Annotated in this window: 25 protein-coding genes and 1 pseudogene; 14 read left to right on the top strand and 12 right to left on the bottom strand. The window is 63.6% G+C overall.

The annotated features are described in order from the left end of the window. Positions 1 to 146: 146 nt before the first annotated feature. From J0J06_RS14985 to J0J06_RS14970, 4 genes are all read left to right on the top strand, one after another. On the top strand, positions 147 to 1,424 hold the full coding sequence (locus J0J06_RS14985) for a sugar transferase (RefSeq protein WP_294043460.1): 1,278 nt from the start codon (positions 147 to 149) through the stop codon (positions 1,422 to 1,424). A 485-nt stretch (positions 1,425 to 1,909) separates the two neighbouring features. Beyond that, a complete protein-coding gene (locus J0J06_RS14980; RefSeq protein ID WP_294043458.1) occupies positions 1,910 to 2,074 on the top strand; it encodes a hypothetical protein in 165 nt (54 codons plus the stop codon). 106 nt (positions 2,075 to 2,180) lie between these two features. After that, complete coding sequence (rpsU, locus tag J0J06_RS14975) at positions 2,181 to 2,387, top strand: 30S ribosomal protein S21 (RefSeq protein WP_294043456.1); 207 nt, start codon at positions 2,181 to 2,183, stop codon at positions 2,385 to 2,387. A 98-nt stretch (positions 2,388 to 2,485) separates the two neighbouring features. Then, positions 2,486 to 3,064, top strand: coding sequence for an FKBP-type peptidyl-prolyl cis-trans isomerase (locus J0J06_RS14970; RefSeq protein WP_294043454.1), 579 nt, complete (start codon positions 2,486 to 2,488; stop codon positions 3,062 to 3,064). Positions 3,065 to 3,371: 307 nt separating this feature from the next. Here the strand turns inward: J0J06_RS14970 and J0J06_RS14965 are convergent, their stop codons facing one another. Both J0J06_RS14965 and J0J06_RS14960 read right to left on the bottom strand, forming a co-directional pair. Continuing rightward, a complete protein-coding gene (locus tag J0J06_RS14965) occupies positions 3,372 to 3,608 on the bottom strand; it encodes a hypothetical protein (protein ID WP_294043451.1) in 237 nt (78 codons plus the stop codon). A gap of 180 nt (positions 3,609 to 3,788) precedes the next feature. After that, entirely contained in the window at positions 3,789 to 4,553 is a 765-nt protein-coding gene (locus J0J06_RS14960; protein ID WP_294043449.1) for a metallophosphoesterase family protein, read from the bottom strand. A gap of 89 nt (positions 4,554 to 4,642) precedes the next feature. Here J0J06_RS14960 and J0J06_RS14955 point away from each other — a divergent pair, with 89 nt between their 5' ends. From J0J06_RS14955 to J0J06_RS14930, 6 genes are all read left to right on the top strand, one after another. Further along, positions 4,643 to 5,620, top strand: a complete 978-nt coding sequence (locus J0J06_RS14955; protein WP_294043447.1) for a M48 family metallopeptidase — start codon at positions 4,643 to 4,645, stop codon at positions 5,618 to 5,620. 48 nt (positions 5,621 to 5,668) lie between these two features. Beyond that, the gene (locus J0J06_RS14950; protein ID WP_294043445.1) at positions 5,669 to 7,054 is read left to right on the top strand and encodes an O-antigen ligase; all 1,386 of its coding nucleotides are present in this window, start codon (positions 5,669 to 5,671) and stop codon (positions 7,052 to 7,054) included. Between the two features lie 149 nt (positions 7,055 to 7,203). Continuing rightward, a complete protein-coding gene (locus J0J06_RS14945) occupies positions 7,204 to 7,803 on the top strand; it encodes a polysaccharide biosynthesis/export family protein (RefSeq protein WP_294043443.1) in 600 nt (199 codons plus the stop codon). Between the two features lie 10 nt (positions 7,804 to 7,813). Further along, a complete protein-coding gene (locus J0J06_RS14940) occupies positions 7,814 to 10,039 on the top strand; it encodes a polysaccharide biosynthesis tyrosine autokinase (protein WP_294043441.1) in 2,226 nt (741 codons plus the stop codon). 9 nt (positions 10,040 to 10,048) lie between these two features. Continuing rightward, positions 10,049 to 11,245, top strand: a complete 1,197-nt coding sequence (locus tag J0J06_RS14935) for a hypothetical protein (RefSeq protein ID WP_294043439.1) — start codon at positions 10,049 to 10,051, stop codon at positions 11,243 to 11,245. An 11-nt stretch (positions 11,246 to 11,256) separates the two neighbouring features. Continuing rightward, on the top strand, positions 11,257 to 11,538 hold the full coding sequence (locus J0J06_RS14930) for a hypothetical protein (RefSeq protein ID WP_294043437.1): 282 nt from the start codon (positions 11,257 to 11,259) through the stop codon (positions 11,536 to 11,538). Here J0J06_RS14930 and wecC read toward each other — a convergent pair. From wecC to wecB, 3 genes are read right to left on the bottom strand one after another with little or no spacing between them, the layout of a single operon-like run. Then, complete coding sequence (wecC, locus tag J0J06_RS14925) at positions 11,535 to 12,830, bottom strand: UDP-N-acetyl-D-mannosamine dehydrogenase (RefSeq protein ID WP_294043435.1); 1,296 nt, start codon at positions 12,828 to 12,830, stop codon at positions 11,535 to 11,537. The genes J0J06_RS14930 and wecC overlap by 4 nt on opposite strands. A 50-nt stretch (positions 12,831 to 12,880) precedes the next feature. Continuing rightward, complete coding sequence (locus tag J0J06_RS14920) at positions 12,881 to 13,876, bottom strand: NAD-dependent epimerase/dehydratase family protein (RefSeq protein ID WP_294043433.1); 996 nt, start codon at positions 13,874 to 13,876, stop codon at positions 12,881 to 12,883. Further along, positions 13,873 to 15,000: a non-hydrolyzing UDP-N-acetylglucosamine 2-epimerase gene (wecB, locus tag J0J06_RS14915; protein ID WP_294043431.1), complete on the bottom strand. Its 1,128-nt coding sequence runs from the start codon at positions 14,998 to 15,000 to the stop codon at positions 13,873 to 13,875. The genes J0J06_RS14920 and wecB overlap by 4 nt, the downstream gene beginning before the upstream one ends. A 72-nt stretch (positions 15,001 to 15,072) precedes the next feature. Here wecB and galU point away from each other — a divergent pair, with 72 nt between their 5' ends. Genes galU through rfbB form a run of 3 tightly spaced genes read left to right on the top strand, consistent with a single transcriptional unit; the run spans position 15,073 to position 17,902 of the window. Further along, positions 15,073 to 15,936: a UTP--glucose-1-phosphate uridylyltransferase GalU gene (gene galU, locus J0J06_RS14910; protein ID WP_294043429.1), complete on the top strand. Its 864-nt coding sequence runs from the start codon at positions 15,073 to 15,075 to the stop codon at positions 15,934 to 15,936. A 41-nt stretch (positions 15,937 to 15,977) separates the two neighbouring features. After that, positions 15,978 to 16,838: a glucose-1-phosphate thymidylyltransferase RfbA gene (gene rfbA / locus J0J06_RS14905; protein WP_294043427.1), complete on the top strand. Its 861-nt coding sequence runs from the start codon at positions 15,978 to 15,980 to the stop codon at positions 16,836 to 16,838. After that, entirely contained in the window at positions 16,835 to 17,902 is a 1,068-nt protein-coding gene (rfbB, locus tag J0J06_RS14900; protein WP_294043424.1) for a dTDP-glucose 4,6-dehydratase, read from the top strand. Before rfbA ends, rfbB begins: the two co-directional genes overlap by 4 nt. On the opposite strand, the gene J0J06_RS14895 is transcribed toward rfbB, so the two are convergent. The 7 genes and pseudogenes from J0J06_RS14895 to J0J06_RS14865 form a co-directional block, all read right to left on the bottom strand. Beyond that, positions 17,899 to 18,645: a HesA/MoeB/ThiF family protein gene (locus tag J0J06_RS14895; protein ID WP_294043422.1), complete on the bottom strand. Its 747-nt coding sequence runs from the start codon at positions 18,643 to 18,645 to the stop codon at positions 17,899 to 17,901. The genes rfbB and J0J06_RS14895 overlap by 4 nt on opposite strands. 2 nt (positions 18,646 to 18,647) lie before the next feature. After that, on the bottom strand, positions 18,648 to 19,028 hold the full coding sequence (locus J0J06_RS14890; RefSeq protein WP_294043420.1) for a hypothetical protein: 381 nt from the start codon (positions 19,026 to 19,028) through the stop codon (positions 18,648 to 18,650). Then, the gene (gene dut / locus J0J06_RS14885; RefSeq protein ID WP_294043418.1) at positions 19,025 to 19,471 is read right to left on the bottom strand and encodes a dUTP diphosphatase; all 447 of its coding nucleotides are present in this window, start codon (positions 19,469 to 19,471) and stop codon (positions 19,025 to 19,027) included. Before dut ends, J0J06_RS14890 begins: the two co-directional genes overlap by 4 nt. 49 nt (positions 19,472 to 19,520) lie before the next feature. Further along, positions 19,521 to 20,700, bottom strand: a pseudogene (gene coaBC / locus J0J06_RS14880) (bifunctional phosphopantothenoylcysteine decarboxylase/phosphopantothenate--cysteine ligase CoaBC). Next, positions 20,697 to 21,803 carry a hypothetical protein gene (locus J0J06_RS14875; RefSeq protein WP_294043416.1) on the bottom strand — a complete coding sequence of 369 codons (1,107 nt, stop codon included), beginning with the start codon at positions 21,801 to 21,803 and terminating at the stop codon, positions 20,697 to 20,699. The pseudogene coaBC and the gene J0J06_RS14875 overlap by 4 nt, the downstream one beginning before the upstream one ends. Then, positions 21,803 to 23,338 carry a 2-polyprenylphenol 6-hydroxylase gene (gene ubiB / locus J0J06_RS14870; RefSeq protein ID WP_294043414.1) on the bottom strand — a complete coding sequence of 512 codons (1,536 nt, stop codon included), beginning with the start codon at positions 23,336 to 23,338 and terminating at the stop codon, positions 21,803 to 21,805. Before ubiB ends, J0J06_RS14875 begins: the two co-directional genes overlap by 1 nt. Beyond that, on the bottom strand, positions 23,335 to 24,066 hold the full coding sequence (locus tag J0J06_RS14865) for a class I SAM-dependent methyltransferase (RefSeq protein WP_294043412.1): 732 nt from the start codon (positions 24,064 to 24,066) through the stop codon (positions 23,335 to 23,337). The genes ubiB and J0J06_RS14865 overlap by 4 nt, the downstream gene beginning before the upstream one ends. A 56-nt stretch (positions 24,067 to 24,122) precedes the next feature. Here J0J06_RS14865 and mutM point away from each other — a divergent pair, with 56 nt between their 5' ends. Next, positions 24,123 to 24,935 carry a bifunctional DNA-formamidopyrimidine glycosylase/DNA-(apurinic or apyrimidinic site) lyase gene (mutM, locus tag J0J06_RS14860; protein WP_294043410.1) on the top strand — a complete coding sequence of 271 codons (813 nt, stop codon included), beginning with the start codon at positions 24,123 to 24,125 and terminating at the stop codon, positions 24,933 to 24,935. The last annotated feature ends 51 nt before the right edge of the window (positions 24,936 to 24,986 follow it).

The raw sequence follows: 24,986 nt of genomic DNA, 5'->3' as shown, positions 1-24,986 counted from the left end.
CGCGCGGCTTGCCGACCAACCGAGCAATCTGCCTTGTTCGCTGATTTCGGCGGCGATAATAAGAAAGTTCGCCTGGGTCAGAGCTTTGCGCGGCAGATCGCTTGCTGCCGCGCGGGGCGGTTCCCGTATTTGAGTATGTACCACCCATGCTGACGCCGCGGCTCAACCGAGCCTATACCAGATCACGCCTTTGGAATAAGTTCCGGGTACAGCTCGGCGGTGTATTGCTGCTGTCAGGGGTGCTGCCCGCGATCATATTGACCGGGGTTTACGACCATTATTTTGCCACGCAGGCGACGCAATTGTCGTTGGTAGGCAATGTCCTGGCCGCGTGCTCCAGTGTCTATCTCGTCCGCAGCCTGTCGCTTTATCCGGGCATCCAGGGGGTATTTTTCTCCTTCCCGTCGGTGTTGGTCAGTTACACGCTGACGCTGTCAATGTTTTTGCTGCTCAGGGTCGACTATAGCCGCGTCCTGCTGGTCAGCGGGGCGTCGGTCACGCTGATGTGGCTTTACATCACGCAGTTCATGGCAGGACGGGGGCCGCCTTTGCGGGCCGGCGTCGTTCCCTTCGGTGACGTGGCGATACTCGGCACGATCGATCACCTTGAGGTCAAGACGCTGGAAAGGCCGGAACTCGCCAGTCCGTTCGACATCCTTGTGGCCGATTTTCGGGCGGACCTGCCGGACGATTGGGAAGCGTTCCTGGCAGATTGCGCGTTGCTCGGCATCCCGGTGCTGCACGTCAAGCAACTGCGCGAATCGTTGACCGGCCGCGCGGACATTCAACAGCTTTCCGAGAACAATTTCGGCTCGTTGATTCCCTTCATCGGGTATTTGCGCATCAGGCGTGTATTCGATTTCGTTTCTGCGTTGATTTTCGGGATTGTCTTCCTGCCGCTGCTGTTGATCGTGGCGGTGGCGATCAAGCTGGATTCGGCCGGTCCCGCTCTATTTCGCCAAGTACGCGTGGGCTATCGCGGCGAACTTTTCTGGATCACGAAATTCCGCACGATGAAGGTGGTGAGCGATGATGGCGGTGAGCGGTCGGTCGCCTTCACCCAGGACAATGATCCACGCATCACGCGATTGGGACGCTATTTGCGGCGTACTCGGATCGATGAACTGCCCCAGGTCCTCAACATCCTGCGCGGGGAGATGAGCTGGATCGGTCCCAGGCCAGAGGCGGAGGCGCTGTCGCGTTGGTACGAAGAGGAACTGCCCTTCTATCGCTATCGCCATATCGTGCCGCCGGGGATCACCGGCTGGGCGCAGGTCAATCAGGGGCATGTGTTCGAAATCGACCAGGTCACGGACAAGCTGCAGTACGACTTCTACTACATCAAAAACTTCTCGCCGACGCTGGATGTGCTGATCCTGGCCAAGACGATCGGGACGGTCATCACCGGTTTCGGCGCGAGATAAGGCGCACTGACCGCCCGCCATGTGTCGATGACATGCTAGCGGGGCACGGCGTTATCCAAGCGCCGCGGCTCGCCTTGCCTGCGGTTGGGGAGTCCCTCGCGAGGCGGCGGTTCAGACCAGCTGCCGACAATGGCCGTGATCCAGGCGGCCGCTTTGCGGCGGGCTGATTTTGGCGCCGGGCGGCGTTGTTCGTCGGTCACGATTGTCTGCAGAATCGCTGCTCGCCCAACACTCAAAATCGGCTCCGTTACGGTGACGATAAGGAGGCGAGCGGTGAGGTCCACGGGAAGGGCGGTGTGCGCATTCTGAGCACGTGGTGGCGCAGCGTATCCGTGACATTGCATCGCTGCCGCGTTTGCCTGTTGGTTGCGGGCTGCGAATTCCAAGCAACTCGAACCCGCTTGGTATAGATTCGGATTGAAGCGCCATTGATGGACGTTTATCGGCTGGTTCCGTAATAACGTCGCATTCAACCAGCGGAAAACATGATCAAGCGAATCATCGGCCTGCCCAATTGCATGAAAGGCCGTCACATCCGCAGCGAGAAGCACATAACGCCCGATGGCGACACCTATGTCAGCCGTTGCGCTCATTGTGGGACCAAGCTGCGCCGCCGCGCCAAGCGCGACTGGGTCGTCGATCGCGCTTGATCCGGCGCTTGCCTTTGCGATGTCGCTTTGCTAGGGGCCGCGCTCTTGCGGCGCTGACCCTGTCTGCGGCCGCGATACTCATTTCGATTCGGAGTTGACGGGTTTTATGCAAATCATCGTGCGCGATAACAATGTCGATCAGGCGCTTCGGGCTCTCAAGAAGAAGCTCCAGCGCGAAGGCGTGTATCGCGAGATGAAGCTGCGCCGCCATTATGAGAAGCCGAGCGAGAAGCGCGCGCGCGAGCGTGCCGCCGCCGTCCGCCGCGCCCGCAAGATGGACCGCAAGCGCATGGAGCGCGACGGGGTCAAGTAAGCCCGGCGACGTTCGGGGCTTGCCGCCGGCGAGTCCCTTATCTACCGACTGCGTGTCCCGGCCGTAGCTAGCGGCCCATCCCGTCGAGGCTGCTTCCCATGTCCGTGACCGCCGTTCCGCTTCAGCCCGTCAAGCGCAGCTATCTGACCTGGTTGTGGGTCGGCATTGCCGTTCTGGTTGTGGCGGCCTTCTTGCTCGCGCGCCAGGGCGACGATTATTGGGCCAAGTCGCAACGCGGCTGGTTCGGCACCGATTCGGCGATCAAGACCACCGCGTCGGGTCTGCAGTATAAGATCCTGACCCCCGGCACCGGCCCGCACCCCACCGACTCCGATGTCGCGCTGATCAATTATGAGGGCAAGCTACGCTCGGGTGTAACGTTCGACAAGTCGCAGCAGCCGACCCCGATGCCCGTCGCCAAAGTCGTCCCCGGTTTTTCCGAGGGGCTGAAGCTGATGAGCAAGGGCGCGAAATTCCGGTTCTGGATCCCGGCTAAGCTGGCCTATGGCGAAAAGGGCGGCGGCCCGATCCCGCCCAACGCGCAGCTGGCGTTCGACGTCGAACTGATTGAATTCCTGCCTCAGACGGTGCTGGACCAGTATCAGCAGCAGATGATGGGCGGCGCACCTGGCGCCGGTGGCCCGCCGGGCGGCGCTGCGCCTCCGCCGGGGATGTGATTTCCGATTATTTGAAAAAGGGTCGGGGTCTCTCGGCCTTTTTATTGTGCTGCTAACGCGTTGATTGATTGCTAGGGGCAAGAATGCGCGATGCGGCGTCGACCGCCAAGTCGATCTGCTTTAGCTAGTTCAGGCGATCCACAAGTTCATCGTTTTAGGCCCACGTGCATCGGTCAAGTCTGGAAATTCGCGTCTCACTTATAGTTTGGCTGCCGAATCCGGCACCCGCGCGCTACGACAACTCGCACGCGCTAGACAAAAAAATGGCGGCCAAAGGCCGCCATTTTAACCAAGCTATTCGCTCGGATTACTTGCTCTTAGAGTCCGTCGAAGCAGCCACAACGCCACCGATAACCGCCAGGACAGCGATCACGGCGACAACCGCACCGGTGCCACCGAACTTGTTGGAATTCTTGGCAGGGGCCGACGCACGAACCGACTTGCTCACCGAGAGTGAGGCAGCCGGGTTGGCCGGAGCAGCCAGCGCAGGGGCGGCAGCCATCGTGACGGCGGCGACTGCAGCGGCAAATTTACCCAGACGCATGAAACACTCCCTTGTTTTGTAATTGCGAACCTGGCCTAACATCGCCGCGTGGCGGTGGCAACCCCTTGTCCGGGGTTGAATTCACCATACGAAAATATGTTGCCGCAACACCACAACATCCTACCGCGATGTTAATGTACGTTAATTTCTATTCCCGGCGCGGCGAATGCAGCAGCCGGGTTAATCCCCGGTCTGCAGGATCCAGCGGGCGGCGCCCTCCAGACCCAGCGCCGTCAGCTTGCCGGTGACATAGGCGCCCGTATCGATGCCGATACGATTGGGGTGTTCGTCCACCTCCTCCAAAATCGTATGGCCGTGGACGACGAATGCGTCGAACGGACCCTCATGCTCCAGGAACGGCTCGCGGATCCAGCGCATGTCCTTCGGCCGCTGGTCGGCTAGCTGAACGTTCGGCCGCAGCCCCGCATGAACAAAAGCATAGCCTCCGATAACGATCAGATCCTCGAAGCTAGCAATGAACTCGACATGCTCGGGCGGCACGATTTCCGCCAGGCGATCGGCGAGCTCTGCATAATCGAGCCGCTCATATTCCTCCTCGCCGACCCCGTAGCTGATCATCGTTTCGCGGCCGCCGATCCGGCAGCAGAAACGCAGCGCAGGCAGATCGTGCTGAACCGCGGCGAGAAACACCTCCTCGTGATTGCCCATCAATACGCGGACGTTCAGCTCGCTCGCCGCCAATTTGCGCACGCGTTCCACTACGCCGGCCGAATCGGGGCCGCGATCGACCAGGTCGCCGAGAAACAGCAATGTCGTCGTCGCCGGTCCGCGGGCGCGATCATCCGCGCCGATCTGGATCAACAGATCGTCGAGAAGGTCGAGCCGCCCGTGAATGTCGCCGATCGCGTAGATCCGCTCGCCCGGCGGCAGTTCGGGAAGCAGCATCGGCTCGGCGGTCCGGCGCTTGAAAAATTTGGAAATCATGACCTGACAATCGGAAGATGCGTTTTGCATAGAAACCGCACCCCCGTCTGGCAAGGCGCTCGCGGCTGAGATACAGGCGCTGCGTGAAGTTGCTTGTTCTGGCCGCGCTGGCGGCGATTGCCGCCCCCACAACCGATAGTCCCGGCGAGGCGTTCTTCGGTGCCTTGCGCTCTGCCGATACGCGACTGGCGACGATCGCCGAACGGCTGACGACCGCGAATGTCGAATTGTGCGATCAACGCCAGCCGGCGCTGGGCATGGTGCTGCACAGCCTGAGGCAATATCGCGAAGCGGACTGGCCTGCCGTCAAGCGGGTATTTGGGTTTGGTATGCCCGTGGCGGTGGAGGCGGTCGTTAAGGACGGTGCCGCGGAGCGCGCCGGTGTGGCGCCCAATGACGCGATCGTCGCGATCGGCGATCAGGCGCTGCCGACGTCCGTGGCAGACTCGGCCAAAGCGGCAAGCACCGACCGCGACCGTGCGCTCGCGTTGATCGACGCGGCGCCGATAGACCAGCCGCTCGCGATCACTTTTGACCGCAATGGCGTGACGGACCGACGCACCCTGATGCCGCGCGCTGCCTGTCGATCGCGGTTCGAGATCGTCATTGGCAACGGATACGACGCGCAGGCCGATGGGGCCAATGTGCAACTGGGCGAGAAGTTTTTCGAAGGTATGACTGATGAGGAGATTGCTGTCGTGGTGTCGCACGAACTCGCCCACAACATCCTGCGTCACCGTGCGCGGCTCGATGCGGCCGGTGTTTCCCGGGGACTGGCCGGCGAATTCGGGCGTAACGCTCGGCTGATCCGGGAAACCGAAGATCAGGCGGATCTGCTGAGTGTCTACTTGCTCGCGAATGCGGGATACGATCCGTGGGCGCCGGGGCGGTTCTGGCGGAAATGGGGTGGCAAAATCGGCCTTGAGGGCATCTTCCGCAGCCGGACCCATTCGTCGGCCAAGAGCCGGGCGCGCGCGATGGATGCGGTTGCCGCGACGATCAGCCCGCAGCTTCCGCGGCCGATCATTCCGCCGCTCATTGCGGGGCGTTACAAGCCGTTGAACTAGCGTTTCGGCCCTCTTTCCGTCCCTGATCAATCTGTGTAGGGCGTCGCGATGGCTCTCCCCCGCATCGATATCGGCCTCGCTCGCGAGGAGCGTCTGCCAGCCATATTACTCGTTATCTTCTTCATAACGCTGTGTATTGCGGGAGGCGCGTCGCGTGAGGATGTTCTCGCGCAATCTGTTGTCCGCGGCGTCGCCGTGGTGTTGATGTGCATCAGAATCGTGACGCGCGGCCTTCCCGATTTGAAGGTATATCGCGCACTGTCTTACCTGCTGGCTGCGATGGGCATCCTCACCGCGTTGCAGCTGGTGCCGTTGCCCCCTTCGATCTGGACGGCGTTGCCGGGCAGGGGGACCATCGCGTCGCTGCCGCTACCCCCCACCATGTGGCGGCCGATCAACCTGGTTCCCGATGCCGGATGGAATTCCCTGTTTTCGCTGCTTGTGCCGTTTTGCGTCCTGGTGTTGGTGTCTGCACTAGGCCAAAATACCGTCCGCCGAACTTATCTGATCGTACTGGGTGCGATCGTGTTCAGTGCGGTGTTGGCGCTGCTGCAGGCGGCGGGCACGGCGCCTGACAACCCCCTCATCAATGGTTCGACGACTGATTATGCCGGCGTGTTCGCCAACCGGAATCATCAGGCGCTGTTCCTGTCGATCGGGATTGCGCTGACGTGGCACTGGGGCTTCGAAAATGGCGGCCACTTGCGCGATCGCCGGTTATGGCTGGCATTCTGCCTCATCTTTCTAATGGGTATATCGATCCTCGCCACGGGATCGCGGGCGGGCATATTGCTCGGGGGGCTGGCGCTTGTGTTGGGTCCGGCGGTGGCATTGCTCAACCGCCGTTCGTCGGGCGGACTCGGTCTACGCCGTGCGGTGATCTGGAGCGGCGGCATGATCGTCTTCGTCGCGATCATCGGGCTGACCAGCCTCTATTTCGGTCGTGCGGAGTCGTTTACACGCGCAACGACGATGACGGTCGACAGCGATTTCCGGATCAGAGCGCTGCCGGTGGTGTGGGATATCGCCAAAGGGTATTTTCCATTCGGCGCGGGAATGGGGTCGTTCGACGCGGTTTTCCGTGCAGCGGAACCCCTGGCGCTGCTTGAGCCTACCTATTTCAACCACGCTCACAACGACCTGTTGGAAACGGTCATCGAGACAGGCATGTTCGGGCCGGTCATCGCCGGCTGTGCGGCAATCTGGCTTGGCCTCGGGTCGATCCGGGCGTTTGCCGACCGCTCGCAAGCGGCGCGGTTGGCCAGGTTTGGCTCGCTGACCGTCATTCTTGTCGTCATCGCCAGCATTTCAGACTATCCGGCGCGAACGCCCATGATCATGGCTTTGATCATGATTTCAGGCTGCTGGCTCAGCATGGCGTCAGTTCCGCAAACCGCCCGGAACGCTTTACGCGCTACACCCGACCCCCTATAGCCCGCCACATCAAACTCTCCGGAATGATTTCGTATATGCGCGTTGTTGCTGCCATACTTTTGCCTGTGGCGTTGGCGTTGTCCGCCTGTGCAGGCGGGAACCGTCTAGAGAGCACGGCGTCCCTCACGGTCGTCAAGGATGCCGGCGAATTGCCAGCGCCCCAGCGCAGCGACCTCGTCGTCGCCGATCGTCCAAGCCTGATCGGGCCGCTGGACACGATCAGCGTCGATGTCTTTGGCTTGCCTGACTTGAGCCGCGAGATGCAGGTCGATGCGAGCGGACGTATCGCGATGCCGCTGGTCGGGACGATCGACGCGCGCGGCAAGACCGCCGACGAACTGTCGCGCTCGATCGAAGCGGTGCTGCGCCGGCGTTATGTCCGCGACCCGCAAGTCACGATCAATATCAAGAGCTCAGTCAGCCAGGTCGTCACCGTGGATGGGGCGGTGGTCGAGCCCGGCCTTTACCCGGTGACTAACCAGATGACGCTGATGCGGGCCATCGCGTCGGCCAAGGGCGTTTCGGACTTCGGTAAGCTGGACGATGTCGTCATCCTGCGGACAGTCGACGGTAAGCGAATGGCCGGTCTTTACAATATCGGCGCTATTCGGCGTGGATATTATGGCGATCCGCCGATTTTTGCGAACGACGTCATCATCGTGGGCGATTCGCCTGCCCGGCGCTTGTTCCGTGACTTCGTGTCACTGGCCCCGCTGCTCGCGGCGCCTCTCGTCGCTATTGTGAATTGAACGTAAAGTTATGAACGAAGTTTCCAAACCGACCCCGCCGATCAAGGTGTTCGAACTAACGCCACGCGCGCCGGCGACTGGTGCGGCCCAGGCAATACCGGTCCTGCGTCAATATCTTCGTGTTGCGATGCGTTGGCGCTGGGTCGTGGCCGGCTGTGTGGCGGGGTGCATCGCTCTCGGATTGATCGCGACGCTGCTGATGACGCCAAAATATACTGCGTCCACGGTCGTCGAGATTGCGCGTGAATCCAACAAGATCACAGACATTCAAGGCGTCCAGAGCGACGCGAGCGTCGCTGATCAGGAATTCTATCAGACGCAATACGGGCTGCTGCGGTCGCGCACGCTGGCCGAACGGATCGCCACGGAATTGAAGATCGGCGATGATCCGAAGTTCTTCGCTATGTTTGGCGTCCCCCAGAAGGGGGCGGCGTTCGAACAGACGGATGGCCGCTACCCGGCGAGCGGGCGCGAAGAGCGCGCACGCGCGGCAGGTGAAGTTCTGCTCCGGAACGTGGATGTGTCGCCGACCCGGCTGTCACGCCTCGTCCAGATCGACTTCACGAGTGCCGATCCGGCTTTTTCAGCGAAGGTCGCGAATGCCTGGGCAAACAGCTTCATCCAGATCACGCTGGAGCGGCGCTACCAGGCCACGTCTTATGCCCGCAAATTTCTTGAAGGGCGTCTCGAGCAGTTGCGGGTCAAACTGGAAGACTCCGAACGTCAGCTCGTCACCTATGCCGGCGCGCAAAAGATCATCAACCTGCCGGGTGTTACGGCGTCGGATGGCACGCGATTGCCCGATCGGTCGATCGACGTGGACGATCTGGTGACACTCAACAACGCGCTTGCCCAAGCAACGGCGGATCGAATTCAGGCCGAGGCGCGGTTTCAGCAGTCGAAGCGCGGCGGGGTTTCGGCCGAACAGTTGCGCAACGAGGCGATCAACCAGCTCCGTCAGAAACGGGCGGAGCTTGCCGCTGAATATCAACGGCTGATGGTCCAGTTCGAACCCGGTTATCCCGCAGCGAAAGCCATTGCCGCCCAGATCGCCCAGCTGGACAAGAGCATCGGGCGTGAAGAAGGCCGCGCCGACAGTTCGATTGCCGATGATTACAAGGCCGCGCTCTCGCGCGAGAACCAGCTAAAGGGCAAGGTCGATGCGCTGAAGGGCGATATGCTCGACCTCCGCCGCAGGAGCATTCAGTACAATATCTTCCAGCGAGAGGTCGATACCAACCGCCAGCTGTATGACGGCCTGTTGCAGCGGTACAAGGAAATCGGCGTGGCGGGCGGCGTTGGTGTCAACAACGTCTCGGTCGTGGACTCCGCCGAAGTTCCGGCCAAGCCTTCCAGCCCACGTCTTGTCCTGAACCTGTTCCTTTCGCTGCTCGGTGGCCTGGCGCTTGGCGCGATGGCGGCCTTCGCGCTGGAGCAGATCGACGAAGCTATCGCCGATCCGGAGGAAGTGGAACGCGAACTGGGACTTCCGCTGCTCGGCGCGATCCCCAAGTCGATGGACGACGACCTTCGCCAGGCGCTGTCGGATCGCAAGTCCAATCTCGTCGAAGCGTATCTCGCCGTGCAGACCAATCTGCAATTCTCGACCGAGCATGGCGTGCCGCGTTCGCTCGCCGTGACCAGTACGCGACCGGCGGAAGGCAAATCGACCACCGCGCTAGCGCTGGCGACGATGTTGTCGCGGTCGGGCCGGCGCGTCGTGCTGGTTGACGGCGACATGCGGTCGCCATCGGTCCACCACTTTGCCGGCGCCGCCAATGTGAAGGGACTGAGCAACTACCTTGCGGGCTCTGACGACATCGCATCCTTGCTGATTCAGATTCCGGATCTGCAGATCGCCGCGATGTCGGCCGGGCCGTTGCCGCCGAACGCTGCCGAACTGCTCACCGGCGAGCGGTTGGGCAAGCTGGTGGGCGAACTCGGCCATATGTTCGACCACATCGTCATCGACTCGCCGCCGATCATGGGCTTGGCTGACGCGCCGCTCATCTGCAGCCGCGTCGAGGCGGCGGTCTACGTCGTCGAATCGCATGGCATCCGCACCAGCCTGGTGCGTACGGCCCTGGCTCGACTGGCCAGCGCGAACGCGCATGTCATCGGCGGGGTGTTGACCAAGTTCGAATCGAAGCGGGCACACTACGGCTACGGTTACGAATATGGCTATGGGTACGGCCGCGATGCGCGGGCCGAAGCCAAGGAACGGACCGGGCGATAGGTCGCCGACATGCAGGGCGCCGCGCTCATCCCAAGATTTTTGGCCGCCGCGCTGCTGATGGCCGCGGGGTACATGGCGATTACCAGGAACGCTGCCTCGGCGCTGGCCAGGGTCGATCCCATCAAGGCCCGCTCGTTGGCGAGCGACGCTCGGATCGACGGCAAGGCCGCTTTCCTGCTTATCCAGAGCGGCAAGACGCCTGCTGATCGTACGGCTGCCGACGCGCTCGCGCAAAAGGCGCTGACTCGTGACGCCACCGTCGTCTCGGCGACTGTCGCTCGCGCTTTGTTTTTCGCGATGAGGGGCGACGAGACGTCGAGCGGAGTCTGGTTTGACTATTCGGAAAAGCTGTCCCGTCGTGATTTCACCACGCAGCTCTATTTGATCGAAAAGGCGGTCGGCGAAGGTAATATCGATGGCGCCTTGCTTCATTACGATACCGCGATGCGGGCGAGCTATGAGGCGACCAACGTGTTGTATCCCATCCTCGTCGCGGCATCCGGCAATCCTGAGGTTCGCCAGCCATTAACGCGGGTACTGTTGGGCCGGCCGCTCTGGAGTTCTGGGCTGATCGCCTATCTGGCGGCGAACGGCACCGACTATGCGGCGGTAGGACAACTGTTTCTCGACCTTCGTCGCGGCGGCTATGCGATCCCGTCCGAAACGGAATCGGTCTTTCTCAACAATATGGTCGCCCACGGCAAGCTGACCGACGCCTGGCGTTATTATGTTGCGACGCATCCCGCGGAGAGGAATTCGCTGATCCGGAACGGTGATTTCCAGCCTGCAAAGATGACGAACTCGCCGTTTGAATGGCAGTTGAGCGTCGGGGAAGGGATGGATGCAAGCCTGGTTCCGGGCGGGCGCAACGGCGTTCTCGATTATCATCTCTATCCCGCCGTCGGGGGAACAACAGCGAAGCAGTTTACGTTTGCACCAGCTGGGAAGATCCGGTTGCAGAGCGTCGTGGCCGAATCGTCGCAGGAGGTCGGGGAGGGCCCCTATTGGGAACTCAAATGTGCGGACGGTCGTGCTATCGGCGTCCTCGAGATCGGCAAGCCGCGGGTTGCGGGTCAGCCCTATGCGACGGAATTGACGGTGCCTGGCAACTGTCCCGTACAATTGCTTTCACTGATCGTGCGCTCCAGCGATGATGTTCAGGGCGCGACCGGGCAAATCGATTCAGTAGGACTGATTAGGCTATGATCGGGCTCAAAATGCGGGTTCTGGCAGGTGCATTGTTCGCAGTTGCGTTGATCGCGTCGAACGCGGGCGCCCAGGACGTCGATGAGACCCGCAAGTCGCTAGGCAGCCGGGTTGGCGACCGCGAACAGGATGTCAACAATGCCGGGCTGACGGGCGATCGCCGCACGAGTCGGCGGCTGAACACGCGCATCAACAGCCGACTGTATACGCGAATAGATCGCTTCGCCGATCCGGAGGCCGATCGCTCGGACCGGCCGACCGCCAAAGCGGATGATGGTACGAAGAAGCGCTAACTTGCGATCTTGAGCCGTGCGACCGCGCGATCCTTCGGCTGATCCGGCCAGATACCCCGGGTGTCCAACACCACCTTGTCGGTGCGTTCCTCGAGCGGGACCGATTTGAACACGTCGTGGTCTACCAGCACAATCATCGCGCCGCACGTTGCAATCGCTGTGTCGATATCGACCAGGGTCGCGCCTGTGCCGTCGAGGGCGGGCGGCAAGGTGGCGGCATAGGGTTCGACGATTCGAACCTGCGAACCGAACCGGTCGGCCAGCGCTACCGCGACCTTCAACGCCGGGCTTTCGCGGAAGTCGTCGATGTTCGCCTTGAACGCGAGGCCAAGGCACGCGACGGCCACGCCGGGCATCGCTTCGATCATCGCTGAGGCGTTGGCGATGACATGGTCGGTCTTACCGTCGTTGACCTCGCGGGCAGTGCGGATCAGCGGGGAATTTTCGCGGTCGGCATGGACGAGGAACCACGGATCGACCGCGATGCAATGCCCGCCGACGCCGGGGCCGGGCTGAAGGATGTTGACGCGCGGGTGGCGGTTGGCGAGGCGAATCACCTCCCACACGTCCACCCCCATCGTGTCGGCGATCAGGCTCAGTTCGTTGGCGAAGGCGATGTTGACGTCGCGGAACGCGTTTTCGGTGAGCTTGGTCATCTCCGCCGCGCGCGCGGTGGTGGTGACGCACGCTCCGCGGACGAAGCGGCGGTAGAACTGCAGCGCCTTGCGTGCGCATCGGGGCGTGATGCCGCCGACGACGCGGTCGTTCTCGATCAGCTCGACCAGGATGCGGCCGGGCAGCACGCGTTCGGGACAATACGCGATCGCGACATCCGCCTGTTCGCCGGTCCTGCCGGGAATCTTGAGGTCGGGGCGCAGTTCGGCAAGCAGGTCGCGAACCTTCTCGGTCGTGCCGACCGGCGAGGTCGATTCGAGTATCACGGTATCGCCCGGCTTAAGCACGACGGCGATGTTGGTCGCTGCCTTAAGCACATAGCCGATATTGGGCGCATGATCGTCGGCAAACGGGGTGGGGACGGCGATGACGAAGACGTCGGCTGGCTCAATCTGCAGTGACGCACGCAGATCGCCGCGCGCGACGACGCCCTGGACCAGGCCGTCGAGATCGACTTCCTCGATATGCACCTTGCCTGAGTTGATCGTGTCGACGACCGATTGATGGACGTCGATGCCGAGCACCTTGGCGCCGGTCCGAGCGATCACCGCCGCCGTCGGCAGGCCGATATAGCCAAGACCGAGAACGACGACCTTTAGTTCAGTGGCGGGCTGCATGGCGCCCGCATGGCACGGGAAGGGTGAAGACTTCGGAAACGACGTTTGCCTCAGGCGGCGTAATGATCGCGATACCAGCGGACGAAGGCGGGGACGCCGACCGACACTGGCGTCGATGGCGCATAGCCAGTCAGGCGACGCAGCAATCCGTTGGATGCTTCGGTCGCCGGAACGTCGCCTTGCTGCATCGGCATCAGGTTGAGGATCGCCGGCTTGCCCATCGCGCGTTCGATCTCGGCGATATAGTCCATCAGCTTCACCGGCTCGCCTTGACCGATATTGACGACCCGCCACGGCGCGACCGGGGACAGGCTGTCGCCCTCGACCGGCTCCTTGCCGGGTATGGCGTCGGCGAGGCGCATGACGGCTTCCGCCAGATCCTCGACATAGGTGAAGTCGCGCACCATCTCGCCGCGGTTGTAGACATCGAGCGGGGTGCCCTGGTCGATCGCCCTGGCGAACTTGAACAGCGCCATGTCGGGGCGTCCCCAGGGACCATAGACGGTGAAGAACCGGAAGAACGTCGTCGGCACGCCGAACAGGTGCGCATAGCTGTGCCCCATCAGCTCGGTCGCGGCCTTGGTGGCGGCGTAAAAGGTGAGGGGGGTGGCGACCTTCTGGTCTTCGCCGAACGGCATCTGGGTGTTGGCACCGTACACCGAGCTGGTCGAGGCGGCGAGCAAGTGCTTCGGCTGCGTCCGGCGCGCGAGCTCAAGCACGTTGAACGTGCCGATCAGGTTGGCTTGGACATAGCTTTCGGGATGGTCGATCGAATAGCGCACCCCTGCCTGCGCGGCGAGGTGGACCACGATGTCGGGCCGGAACGCCTCCCACTCCGCGCCGAACGCCGCCATGTCGTCGATCGACACGCGCGCGACCCGGAAATCGGCGTGGTTCGACAGGATGTCGTTGCGCCGTTCCTTGAGCGTGACGTCGTAATATTCGGAAAAATTGTCGATCCCGAGTACCTCGTGCCCGGCCTGGAGCAAGCGGCTGACGACGTGGAAGCCGATGAACCCGGCCGATCCGGTGACGAGGAACTTCACAGGCTGTCCTTGATGATCGCGGCCATGCGGCCGGCCGCATGGCCGTCGCCGAACGGATTATGCGCCTGCGCCATCGCTGCATAGGCCGTGGCGTCATCGAGCAGATGGTCGACTTCCGTCGCGATCCGGTCCTCGTCCGTCCCGATCAGCTTGGCCGTGCCCGCCGCGACCCCCTCCGGCCGTTCGGTCGTGTCGCGCATCACCAGCACCGGCTTGCCGAGCGCCGGCGCTTCCTCCTGCACGCCGCCCGAATCGGTCAGCGCGAGGTGGCACAGGCCGAGCGCGCGAATGAAATGCGGATAGTCGAGCGGCTCGATCCGCGCGACATTGGGCCGGTCGCCCAGGATCGCGTCCATCACGCTGCCGACATTGGGATTGGGGTGCATCGGGAACAGCACCGCCACGTCGTCGCGCGCCGCGATCCGCGCGATGGCGCGGGCGATATTCTCCATCCCGCCGCCGAAATTCTCGCGGCGGTGCGTGGTGACCAGAATGACGCGCTTGCCTGCGAAACGCTCGGCGATCGGGTCGAGCCCGGCGGCGAGCGACGGATCGGCGGTGATTCGCTCGCTGGTCCAGTGCAGTGCGTCGATCACGGTGTTGCCGGTGACGTGGATGGTCGCCGGGTCGATATTCTCGGCGCGCAGGGCCGCCGCGGCGGTCTCGGTCGGCGCGTAATGCTGGTCGGCGATTGGGGCGACGATGCGGCGGTTCACTTCTTCCGGCCAGGGCTGATAGATGTCGCCCGATCGCAGTCCCGCCTCCACATGCCCGACCGGCACCTTGCGATAATAAGCCGCCAGCGCCCCCACCATCGCCGTCGCCGTATCGCCCTGGACCAGCACGCGGTCGGGCCGTTCGGCGTCCACCACCTCGCCCAGACCGGTCAGTAGCTTGGTGGTCAGTCGGTCAAGCGTTTGACCGGGCTCCATCAGGTCGAGATCAATGTCGGGGGTCAGTCCCGCTATCGCCATTACTTGATCGAGCAACCCGCGATGCTGCGCGGTCACGCAAGTGCGCACGCTTAGCCCCGGCGTCGCCGCTAGCGCGTTGATCACCGGGAACAGTTTGATCGCCTCGGGGCGCGTTCCGAAAATGACAAGGATTTTACGTGCGTCGGCCATGATGTCCGCCTAATCCATTCTTCATTAAAAGGCGGCTAAGCAACCCGCATAGAGAATGTTTCGAGAGCAGGAATGACCATCAAGCCCCTCCGCAAGGCCGTTTTCCCCGTTGCCGGACTCGGTACGCGATTTCTCCCGGCCACCAAGGCGATGCCGAAGGAGATGCTGACCGTCGTCGACAAGCCGCTGATCCAATATGCGGTCGAGGAAGCATTGGAGGCGGGGGTCGAGCAGATCATCTTCGTGACGGGCCGCGGCAAGTCGGCGCTCGAGGATCATTTCGACGTCTCCTACGAACTCGAAGCGACGATGCGTGCGCGCGGCAAATCGATGGCACTGATCGACGGCATCCGCCAGAAGCCGGGGTCGCCCGTCTATATCCGCCAGCAGGAGCCGCTCGGCCTTGGCCACGCTGTGTGGTGCGCCCGCGACATCGTCGGCGACGAGCCGTTCGCTGTCCTGCTGCCCGACGAACTGATGGTCGGAAAGCCCGGTTTCCTCAAGCAGATGGCCGACGCCTATTACAAGGTCGGTGGCAATTTGATCGGCGCGCTCGAAGTGCCGAAGGATCAGACCGACAAATACGGCATCATCACCCCCGGCAAGGTAGATGGGCGACTGACCGAAGTGCTCGAAGTGATCGAGAAGCCGCCGCTCGGCACCGCCAAGTCGAACCTGATGACGCCCGGCCGCTATATCCTTCAGCCAGAAGTGATGAAGATCCTCGACAATCCGGTGCGCGGCGCGGGCGGCGAAATCCAGCTGACCGACGCCATGGCGCAGTTGATCGGGAAGCAGCCGTTCCACGGCTTCACCTTCGACGGGCAGCGCTACGATTGCGGGGACAAGGCCGGGTATATCGAGGCGAACATCTCGGTCGCGCTGGCGCGTTCCGACATCGGCCCGCACATCCGCGAATTTATCAAAGCCCTGTAAGACTTACGCGGACTTAACGCTTCAACATTACACCTGCCGGGATGAAAGGCATCATCCTGGCGGGCGGACGCGGCACGCGGCTCTATCCGGCGACCTTGGCCGTGTCCAAGCAGCTGTTGCCGGTATTCGACAAGCCGATGATCTATTATCCGCTGTCGATCCTGATGCTGGCGGGCATCCGCGAGATTCTCGTCATCACGACGCCACGCGATTTGCCGGCATTCGAAGCGCTGCTCGGCGATGGCGGCGCGTTCGGTGTGTCGCTTAGCTATGCGGAGCAGGAAAAACCGGGCGGTTTGCCCGAAGCGTTCGTGATCGGCGAGCGGTTCCTGAACGGCGAAGGCTGTGCGCTGATCCTCGGCGACAACATCTTTCACGGCGACCAACTTGGCGCGCGGTGCCGCGAGGCGGCGGCCAAAGCGACCGGCGCGACGGTATTCGCCTATCAGGTGACTGATCCCGAACGGTACGGTGTGGTGTCGTTCAAAGCCGACGGCACTGTGACGTCGATCGAGGAGAAGCCGACGCGGCCCGAAACGAACTGGGCGGTGACTGGCCTCTATTTCTGTGACCCGGACGTGGTCGAGTTCGCCAAGTCGCTCAAGCCTTCGGTACGCGGCGAGACCGAGATTGTCGATGTTCTCAACGCCTATCGCGCCCGCGGCGACCTGACCGTCAGTCTGCTGGGGCGCGGCAACGTCTGGCTCGATACCGGCACGCACGACAGTCTCTACGAAGCGTCGAGCTTCGTCCGGGCGATCGAACATCGCATGGGGGTCAAGATCGCCTGCCCGGAAGAGATCGGACTGCAATTGGGATGGCTGGATCGGGAAGCCTTGCTCGATCGAGCGGCGCAAATGGGTGGTGATTACGCCTCTTATCTGCGAAAAATGGCGGCATGAGCATTCGGAATATCGGGCGCGAGCCGCCGACCATTCTAGTTACGGGCGGCTCAGGGTTTATCGGCTCCGCGCTCGTCCGGCGGTTGGTCGGGCAGGGGCGTCGGGTCGTCAATCTCGACAAGTTGACTTACGCGGCCGCGCCAGCGGCTTTGGCTGACGTAGAAAGGAAGCCCAATTATCGCTTCGTCCGGGGAGACATTGCCGATCGCCGGCTGGTTTCCGAATTGCTGGCGGCGGAGGGTGTGGAGACGATCGTTCACCTTGCGGCGGAAAGTCATGTCGATCGCTCGATCGATGGCCCTGGCGCATTCGTCGCGACGAATATCGTCGGCACCTATGAATTGCTCGATGCCGCAAGGGATTATTGGGAAAAGCTGAGTTTCGACGCAAAGTCGGCTTTTCGTTTTCACCACGTATCGACCGACGAAGTGTTCGGCGATCTCGACTTCGATACCGGCAAGTTCGACGAATCGTCGCCCTATCGTCCTTCGTCGCCTTATTCGGCGTCCAAGGCGGCGTCGGATCATCTCGTCCGCGCCTGGCATCACACCTATGGCCTACCGGTTGTCGTAACGAACTGCTCCAACAATTACGGCCCGTGGCAGGCGCCTGAAAAGCTGATCTCGCTGACGATTCTGAAGGCGTTACGGGGCGAGCCGCTGCCGGTTTATGGCAACGGCGCGAACGTGCGTGACTGGCTTCACGTCGAGGATCACGCCGCCGCGCTCCAGGCTGTGTTCGAGCGCGGGCGCGTCGGCGAGACCTACGCGATCGGCGCGCGGGAGGAGCATAGCAACATCGTGACGGTTGCGAGGATTTGCGACCTGCTCGACACGCGACTGCCGATCGGACGCGAGCGGCGCGGCCTGATCGAATTCGTCGCCGATCGCCCGGGGCATGACCGCCGCTATGCGATCGATCCGTCGAAGATCGAGACCGAGCTGGGTTGGAAGCCACAGATCAGTTTTGTGGAAGGCCTCTCGGCAACGGTCGACTGGTACGTCGAGCACGGCGATCGCTGGGCCGTTGGCGATTGGACGCTGGAGCGGGTCGGCCGGGGTTAATTGCATCCGCAGCCCGGATCCTTGGGCAATGCTATCGTCCGGAACCGCAGCGACAGCGCGTCCGCGAGCAGCAATTTGCCCGCACTGTCGTCGCCGAACGGCACGATCGCGCGGATGACTTCCAGCGCGGCCAGGCTGCCCATCACTCCCGCCATCGCGCCGAGCACGCCGACGTCGGCGCAGCTCACGCCCTCGTGGTCCGGGTCGCTGCCGACGAAACAGCGGTAGCAGGGTTTGTCGTCCTCCCACCCGCGATAGACGCCGAGTTGTCCTTCGAATTGGGTGACGGCCGCGGAGATCAACGGGATGCGCAGGGCGAGCGTCGCGTCAGCGACGGCGAGGCGCGTTGCGAAATTGTCGCTGCCGTCGAGTACGGCATTCGCGCCGGCGAGTATGCTTTCCGCATTGTCAGCATCGATCCGAACCGAATGTCGTTTGATCGTCGTGCCCGCATCGAGCCGCGCCAACGCCGCCGCCGCCGCCTCCACCTTTCCCGCCCCAATGTCGGCGACCCCGAACAACGTCTGTCGCTGCAAGTTCGACAGGTCGACGGTATCGTCATCGACGATCGTGATCCGTCCGATCCCCGCGGCGACGAGATATTGCAGTGCGGGCGATCCGATCCCGCCCGCGCCGATCACCGCGACATGACTCTCCAGCAGCCGCGCCTGTCCGGCGCCGCCGATTTCCTTCAACACGATATGCCGGGCGAACCGGGTCAGGTCCTGATCGCTGAGAATCACGCTTACCAGCTAAGCGTCATCCCCGTCCGATACCAGCTATCCGTCGCCGGCGGCGAGCCGACGACGTTGCCGCGCGCGGCCTTCTGGACGACGCCGGCGGCGAATTGCTCTACTGTCGGGCAGTTGATCGTCTTAGGCACGATGCGTAGCGCTTCGCCATTAGACGACACGAGCACGACCATATCGACCGTGATGCTGACCTTGCCCCCGACCGCTGGGGGCACGGCACAGCGTCCCGCGACGACTTCGTCATGGACGAACTGCGTCATCAGCGCCGCATAGTCGGGGGTATTGGACAGCCGGAGCGGCGGCAATGCCGACCAGTCAGCCGGGGGCGCGGCGACGCTCACCGCGGCCTGCAACGCCAGAAACAATGCAATCATATTCCGGTCGAGCCGAAGCCTCCGCTACCTCGGACTGTTTCGCCAAGTTCATCGACCTCGTCCAGCGTTGCGCGTTGAACCGGGGCCGGAACGAGTTGGGCGATGCGGTCGCCCCGCGCAATTTCGAACGGCTCGTCGCCCAGATTGGCGAGGATGACCTTCACCTCGCCGCGATAGTCGTGATCGATCGTGCCCGGCGTGTTGAGGCAAGTGACACCGTGTTTCAGCGCCAGACCGGAGCGCGGGCGGACCTGAACCTCGTATCCCTCGGGAATCGCGATCGCGAAGCCGGTCGCGACGGCGTGGCGCGCACCCGGCGCGAGCCGCAGGCCTTCCGCCGCGACGACATCCATTCCCGCCGCGCCTGCGGTCGCATAAGCGGGCAGGGGCAGCCCGCCGCCGTTGGGCAATCTTTTGATTCCAATGCGAATCGGATCGGTCATTGCGACTGCGTATCGTACTTTACGTTATCGGGCGATTCCGCGTTTTGGCTTACCCGCGGTTATCCATGGCGGCGTCGATCCGCGCGGCGAGCAAGCGGGCGATCTCGTCCTTCGGCGCATCGGGCCAGCTTTCGACGCCGGTCGCCGTGACGATATGGATGGCGTTGCGCTCGCCGCCCATCACGTCGCCCGAGACGTCGTTGGCGACGATCCAGTCGGCGCCCTTCTTCGCCAGCTTGGCCTTGGCGTGATCGACGACATGCTCGGTCTCGGCGGCGAACCCGATGACGAGCGCGGGGCGACGCGGATTGCGTGACAGACCCGCTAGGATGTCGGGATTCTCGACAAGATGGAGCACGGGCGGGCCGCCCGCGTCCTTCTTGATCTTCTGCCCGGCGGCCTCGACGCGCCAGTCCGCGACGGCGGCGACCATCACCGCGGCATCGGCGGGGAGGGCGCCTTCGACTGCCGTAGCCATCTCCAGCGCGGTCTCGACATCGACGCGATCGCACCCCGGCGGCGTCACCAGCGTGACCGGCCCCGCGATCAGCGTAACTCGCGCGTCCAGCGCCGCCAGCGCGCCCGCAATCGCGAAGCCCTGTTTCCCGGACGAGCGGTTGGCGAGATAGCGGACGGGGTCGATCGGCTCGTGCGTCGGGCCGGCAGTGACGATGATGTGCTTGCCGGTCAGCACGTCAGACGAGCTTGGCCTGGATCGCCTTCAGGATCGCCTCGGGCTCGGGCAAGCGCCCGGGACCGAACTCGCCACACGCCATCGGGCCTTCGTCGGGTTCGAGCACCGTGACGCCATCGTCGCGTAAGGTCGCGACATTGCGCACGGTCGCGGGGTGTTGCCACATCCGCACGTTCATCGCGGGCGCGACCAGCACCGGCTTGTCGGTTGCGAGCAGCAGCGTCGTCGCAAGGTCGTCCGCGATCCCCGCCGCCATTTTCGCCATCAAGTCTGCCGTGGCTGGCGCGACGACGATCAGGTCGGCCTCGCGGCTGAGCTGGATATGCCCCATCTCGGTCTCGTCCTTGAGATCCCAGAGCGAGGTGTAGACCTGTTCCTCGGACAGCGCCGCCAGCGTCATCGGCGTGATGAACTGCTGGCCGCTCGCGGTCAGCACGCACTTGACGCCTATCCCGGCCTTGCGCGCCAGCCTGATCAACTCACACGCTTTGTAGGCCGCGATGCCGCCGCCGACGATCAGCAGGATGCGCTTCATGGGGTCAGCCTCGTCACGGTGATCTTGCGGCGCTTGGGGAAGGCGGCGGCGATCAGGTCCTTCAGCCCGTCGGGTGCGAAGGCCAGGCCGATCAGGATCGCGGGCGCCACCATCAGCCCCCAATAGAAGGTGTCGACCCGCCCGAACAGGCCGATCAGGACCGCGTAGATGCAAAAGGTCGCGAACGCGCGGATACCGGTGCCGTCGCGCCACGCCGCCCAGCCGAACAGCGTCAAGCCCATCAGCAGGGCGGCCAACCAAATCGGCGCGAGCCGCAACGCGGTCGACAGCGTCATTGCCTCGACGAAAAATCCGAAGCCGAGCATCCCCGACCAGCCGGGCGATTCTGGGTCGAAGGGCTGGACCACCTGCGCTACGGCATGAGCGTGCGCGAAGACGGCGATCGCGAGCAACGCGACCCCCGCAGCCCAGCCGGCGGCTTCCTTGCGGTCTCCTTCGGCGAGCGCGAGGAGGAACATGATCGCGACGTAGAGCGCAGCGGTCTCGCGGATCAGCATCGCCAAAGCGCCGATCCCGGCCGCCGCGACCCAGTGGCCCGGCCGGCGCAGTGCGAGGCTGAGCGCGATGAGCAGACCCGCCCACACCTCATGGAACGCCGCGAGTTCGGTCTGGACGAACGCGCCTATGCCACCGGCGAGCAGGACCATGGCCAGGATCAGCGGCGGTGGCCGCGCGAAGGCAGGGCGCAACCGGACGAACCATGCCAGCATGACGCACGCCGCGAGGAAATAGAGCAAACCGATGACTGCCCAGCCGGGCATCAGCGCCTGCACCACCGCGAGGGTCGGCAAGCGGAAGGTGACGAACGGCTTCATCGGATAGTCGCCGATCCGTAGCTGGTGCGCCGCGATTTCGTAATAATTGCCGCCGTGCCGCACGCCGTCGACGATCGATTCGTAGAGCACGACATCGGCCTGATCGTCGGAGCGCTTATTCGGATCGCCGCTAACTGCGGCTGGCTGCGGCACGGAGAGCGCGGTCAGTGTCGCAAGCAACAGCAGCATCAGGGCGACCAGCCCCAACCGTGCACGGCCCTTCGGCACCCCGGCGAAACGCGACGGCTCGGCGAGCCAGATCGCCATCAGTGGACGATCGCCCAGGTCGCCGCGACCGCAAGCCCCGCGCTCAGCACCGCGACCGCCAGATAGCGCCACCCGCCACCGATTCGCACCACCTCGATCTCCTGGAGTGGCGGGGCGGGGGGCGCGCCGCCTGGCGCAGGATAGTGTGCTTCGATGCGGCGGATCAGGTCGGGCAGGCGGGCGACCGTGCGGACATCCTGGATCAGCCGATCGGCGACCGCCGCCTCCGGCCCCAGTTCGGTCCGGATCCACTCCTTGATGAACGGCGCCGCCGTGTCCCACATGTTGATATCGGGATCGAGGCTGGTCGCGACGCCCTCGACCATCACCATCGTCTTCTGCAACAGCAGCAGGTGCGGCTGGGTCTGCATGTCGAAATCACGCGTGATCTTGAACAGCCCGTCGAGCATCATGCCCACCGACATGTCCTTGACCGGCAGCCCGCGCATCGGCTCGCCGACCGCGCGCAAGGCGGTCGCGAACTCCGCGACATTGTGGTGCGCCGGCACATAGCCCGCCTCGAAATGGATTTCGGCGACGCGTTTGTAGTTGCCGGTGATCAGCCCGTAGAGGATCTCCGCCAGCCATACCCGCGCGCGCCGGTCGATCCGCCCCATGATGCCGAAATCGATCGCCGCGATCTTGCCGTCCGGCGTCGCGAACAGATTCCCCTGGTGCATGTCGGCGTGGAAGAAACCTTCGGAAATCGCCTGGCGCAGGAACGCGTTGACCAGCACGTGCGCGAGCTTGTGCGTGTCGTGCCCCGCCGCGATCAGCCGGTCGCGGTTGGCGAGCTTGACCCCGTCGATCCATTCCAACGTCAGCACGCGCCCGCTGGTCCGCTGCCAGTCGATCGCGGGGACGATATAGTCGGGCTCGGCATGCATCGCCTCGGCGAGTTCGGACGCCGAGGCCGCCTCGCGCCGCAAGTCGAGCTCGCGCGCGGTCCAGCGCTTGAACGTCTCGATGACGAGCCGCGGGCGCAAGCGGGCGAGTTCGCCGCCCATCGCCTCGACCTGCGCGGCCGCCCATTGATAGGTGTCGATCGCCTTGGAGAAATCCTCCTCGACGCCGGGCCGCAGCACCTTCACCGCCACGTCCGCGCCCTCGAGCGTCACCGCGCGATGGACCTGTGCGATCGACGCCGCGCCGACCGCGGTTTCGTCGATCGAGGTGAAGAGTTGCTCGACCGGGCGGCCGAGCCCCGCCTCGATCGCGCGGCGAATCGTGTCGAAGGGGAGCGGCGGCAAAGCATCCTGCAGCCGCATCAGATCGTGCGCGGCATCCTCGCCCACCAGGTCGGGCCGCGTCGCGAGCGTCTGGCCGAGCTTGATCGCGGCCGGCCCGATCGCCTGGAACGCATCGGCATAGCGCGGCACCTTGGGCACCCGCGCGCCGAACCGCGCAAGCTTGACCAGCCGGCGCAATTTGGGCGGCGTGTTGGGATCGCGCTCAATCCCGCGCAACGCGCCGTGGCGCGCGAGGATGCGGCCCCATTTCAGCAGGCGCCAGGTATGGACGATCGGAGAGGTCAAATCTTCCAGCCGCTATGGATGGCGACGAGCCCGCCGAGCATCGGCTCGACCTTGGTCTGGACGAACCCGGCCTCGCCGATCATCTCCTTGAACCGCGCCATGTTGGGGAAGCGGCGGATCGATTCGATCAGGTAGCGATAGCTGTCCTCGTCCCCCGCGATCGCCTTGCCGACCTTGGGCACGATATGATGCGAGTAGGCGTCATAGACATCGGCGAACCCGGGCCAGAGCGTCGTCGAAAATTCGAGGACGAAGAACCGCCCGCCGCGCTTCAGTACGCGATGCGCCTCGCGCAATGCCGTGGGGATGTCGGTCACGTTCCGGATGCCGAACGCGATCGTGTAGGCGTCGAAGAAGCGGTCGGGCCATTGCAGCGTCTCGGCATTCGCTTCCGACCACACCAGTCCGTCGATCCCGCGCTTGGCGGCGCGTTCGATCCCGACTTCCAGCATCGCCGGGTTGATGTCGGCGACGGTTACGGCCGCGCCTGACTTCGCCAGCCGGAACGCGATGTCGCCGGTGCCGCCCGCCATGTCGAGGATCGTTTCGCCCTCGCGCGGCTTTACGCGGCGGACGAACACGTCCTTCCACACGCGGTGCAGGCCGCCCGACATGGCGTCGTTCATCACGTCGTAGCTCGACGCCACGCTGGCGAAGACGCCGCCGACGCGCGCGGTCTTTTCTTCGGGCGAGACATCTTCGTAGCCGAAGGAAACGGTATCGGTCATGGGCGCGGCTCTAGCGAGCGCTTGTGGCCGGGGCAAACGCAACCTAGCTGCGGCGTGTGCCGGAACTGCCCGAAGTCGAAACCACCGTCCGCGGACTGGAGCCCGTTCTGAACGGACAGCGCCTGACAAGCGTCGTCACGCGGCGCGGCGATCTGCGCCGTCCGTTCCCCGACGATCTGGCGCAGCGGATGACCGGGGCGACCGTCACGGGCCTCGGCCGTCGGGCGAAATACGGGCTGATCGATACCGATCGTGGCGACACGATGATCTTCCACCTCGGCATGTCGGGGCGGTGGCGAGTCGATCCGAGCGAGCCGGAGAAGCACGACCATCTGGTTATCGAGACCGGGGAGGGGCGTAGCGTCGCGCTTAACGATCCACGGCGATTCGGGTCGGTCGATCTGGTGCCGACCGCGAGCCTTGCCGACTTCCCGGCGTTCAAGGCGTTGGGGCCGGAGCCGCTGGGACCCGACCTGACCGGAACCTATTTGAAACGTGCGCTCAAGGGCCGCATCGCGTCGATCAAGCAGATGCTGCTCGACCAGCGCGTCGTCGCCGGATTGGGCAACATCTACGTCTGCGAAGCGCTTTACGCCGCGCGGATCTCGCCGAAACGCGAAGCAGGGAAGATCAGTCTGCCCAAGCTCGATCGACTGGTGACCGAAATTCGCGCCGTCCTCGAATCGGCGATCGCGGCTGGAGGATCGTCGCTGCGCGACTTCGCGCACCCCGACGGCAATCTCGGCTATTTCTCGAAGGAGTTCCTCGTTTACGGCCGGGAGGGCGCGCCGTGCGGGTGCAGCGGCACCGTCAAGCGCTATACCGAAGGGGGGCGATCAACCTTCTGGTGTCCGAACTGCCAGTCATGAAGAACGGCACCGGCCCGCTCCCCCATCCGACCGCCCATAGAATATTCTGAT

Source organism: Sphingomonas sp. (genome assembly GCF_017304615.1).
Classification (GTDB): domain Bacteria; phylum Pseudomonadota; class Alphaproteobacteria; order Sphingomonadales; family Sphingomonadaceae; genus Sphingomonas.
Note: the sequence above shows the minus strand (reverse complement) of the source record. Positions and strands in the feature narration are given on the sequence as shown.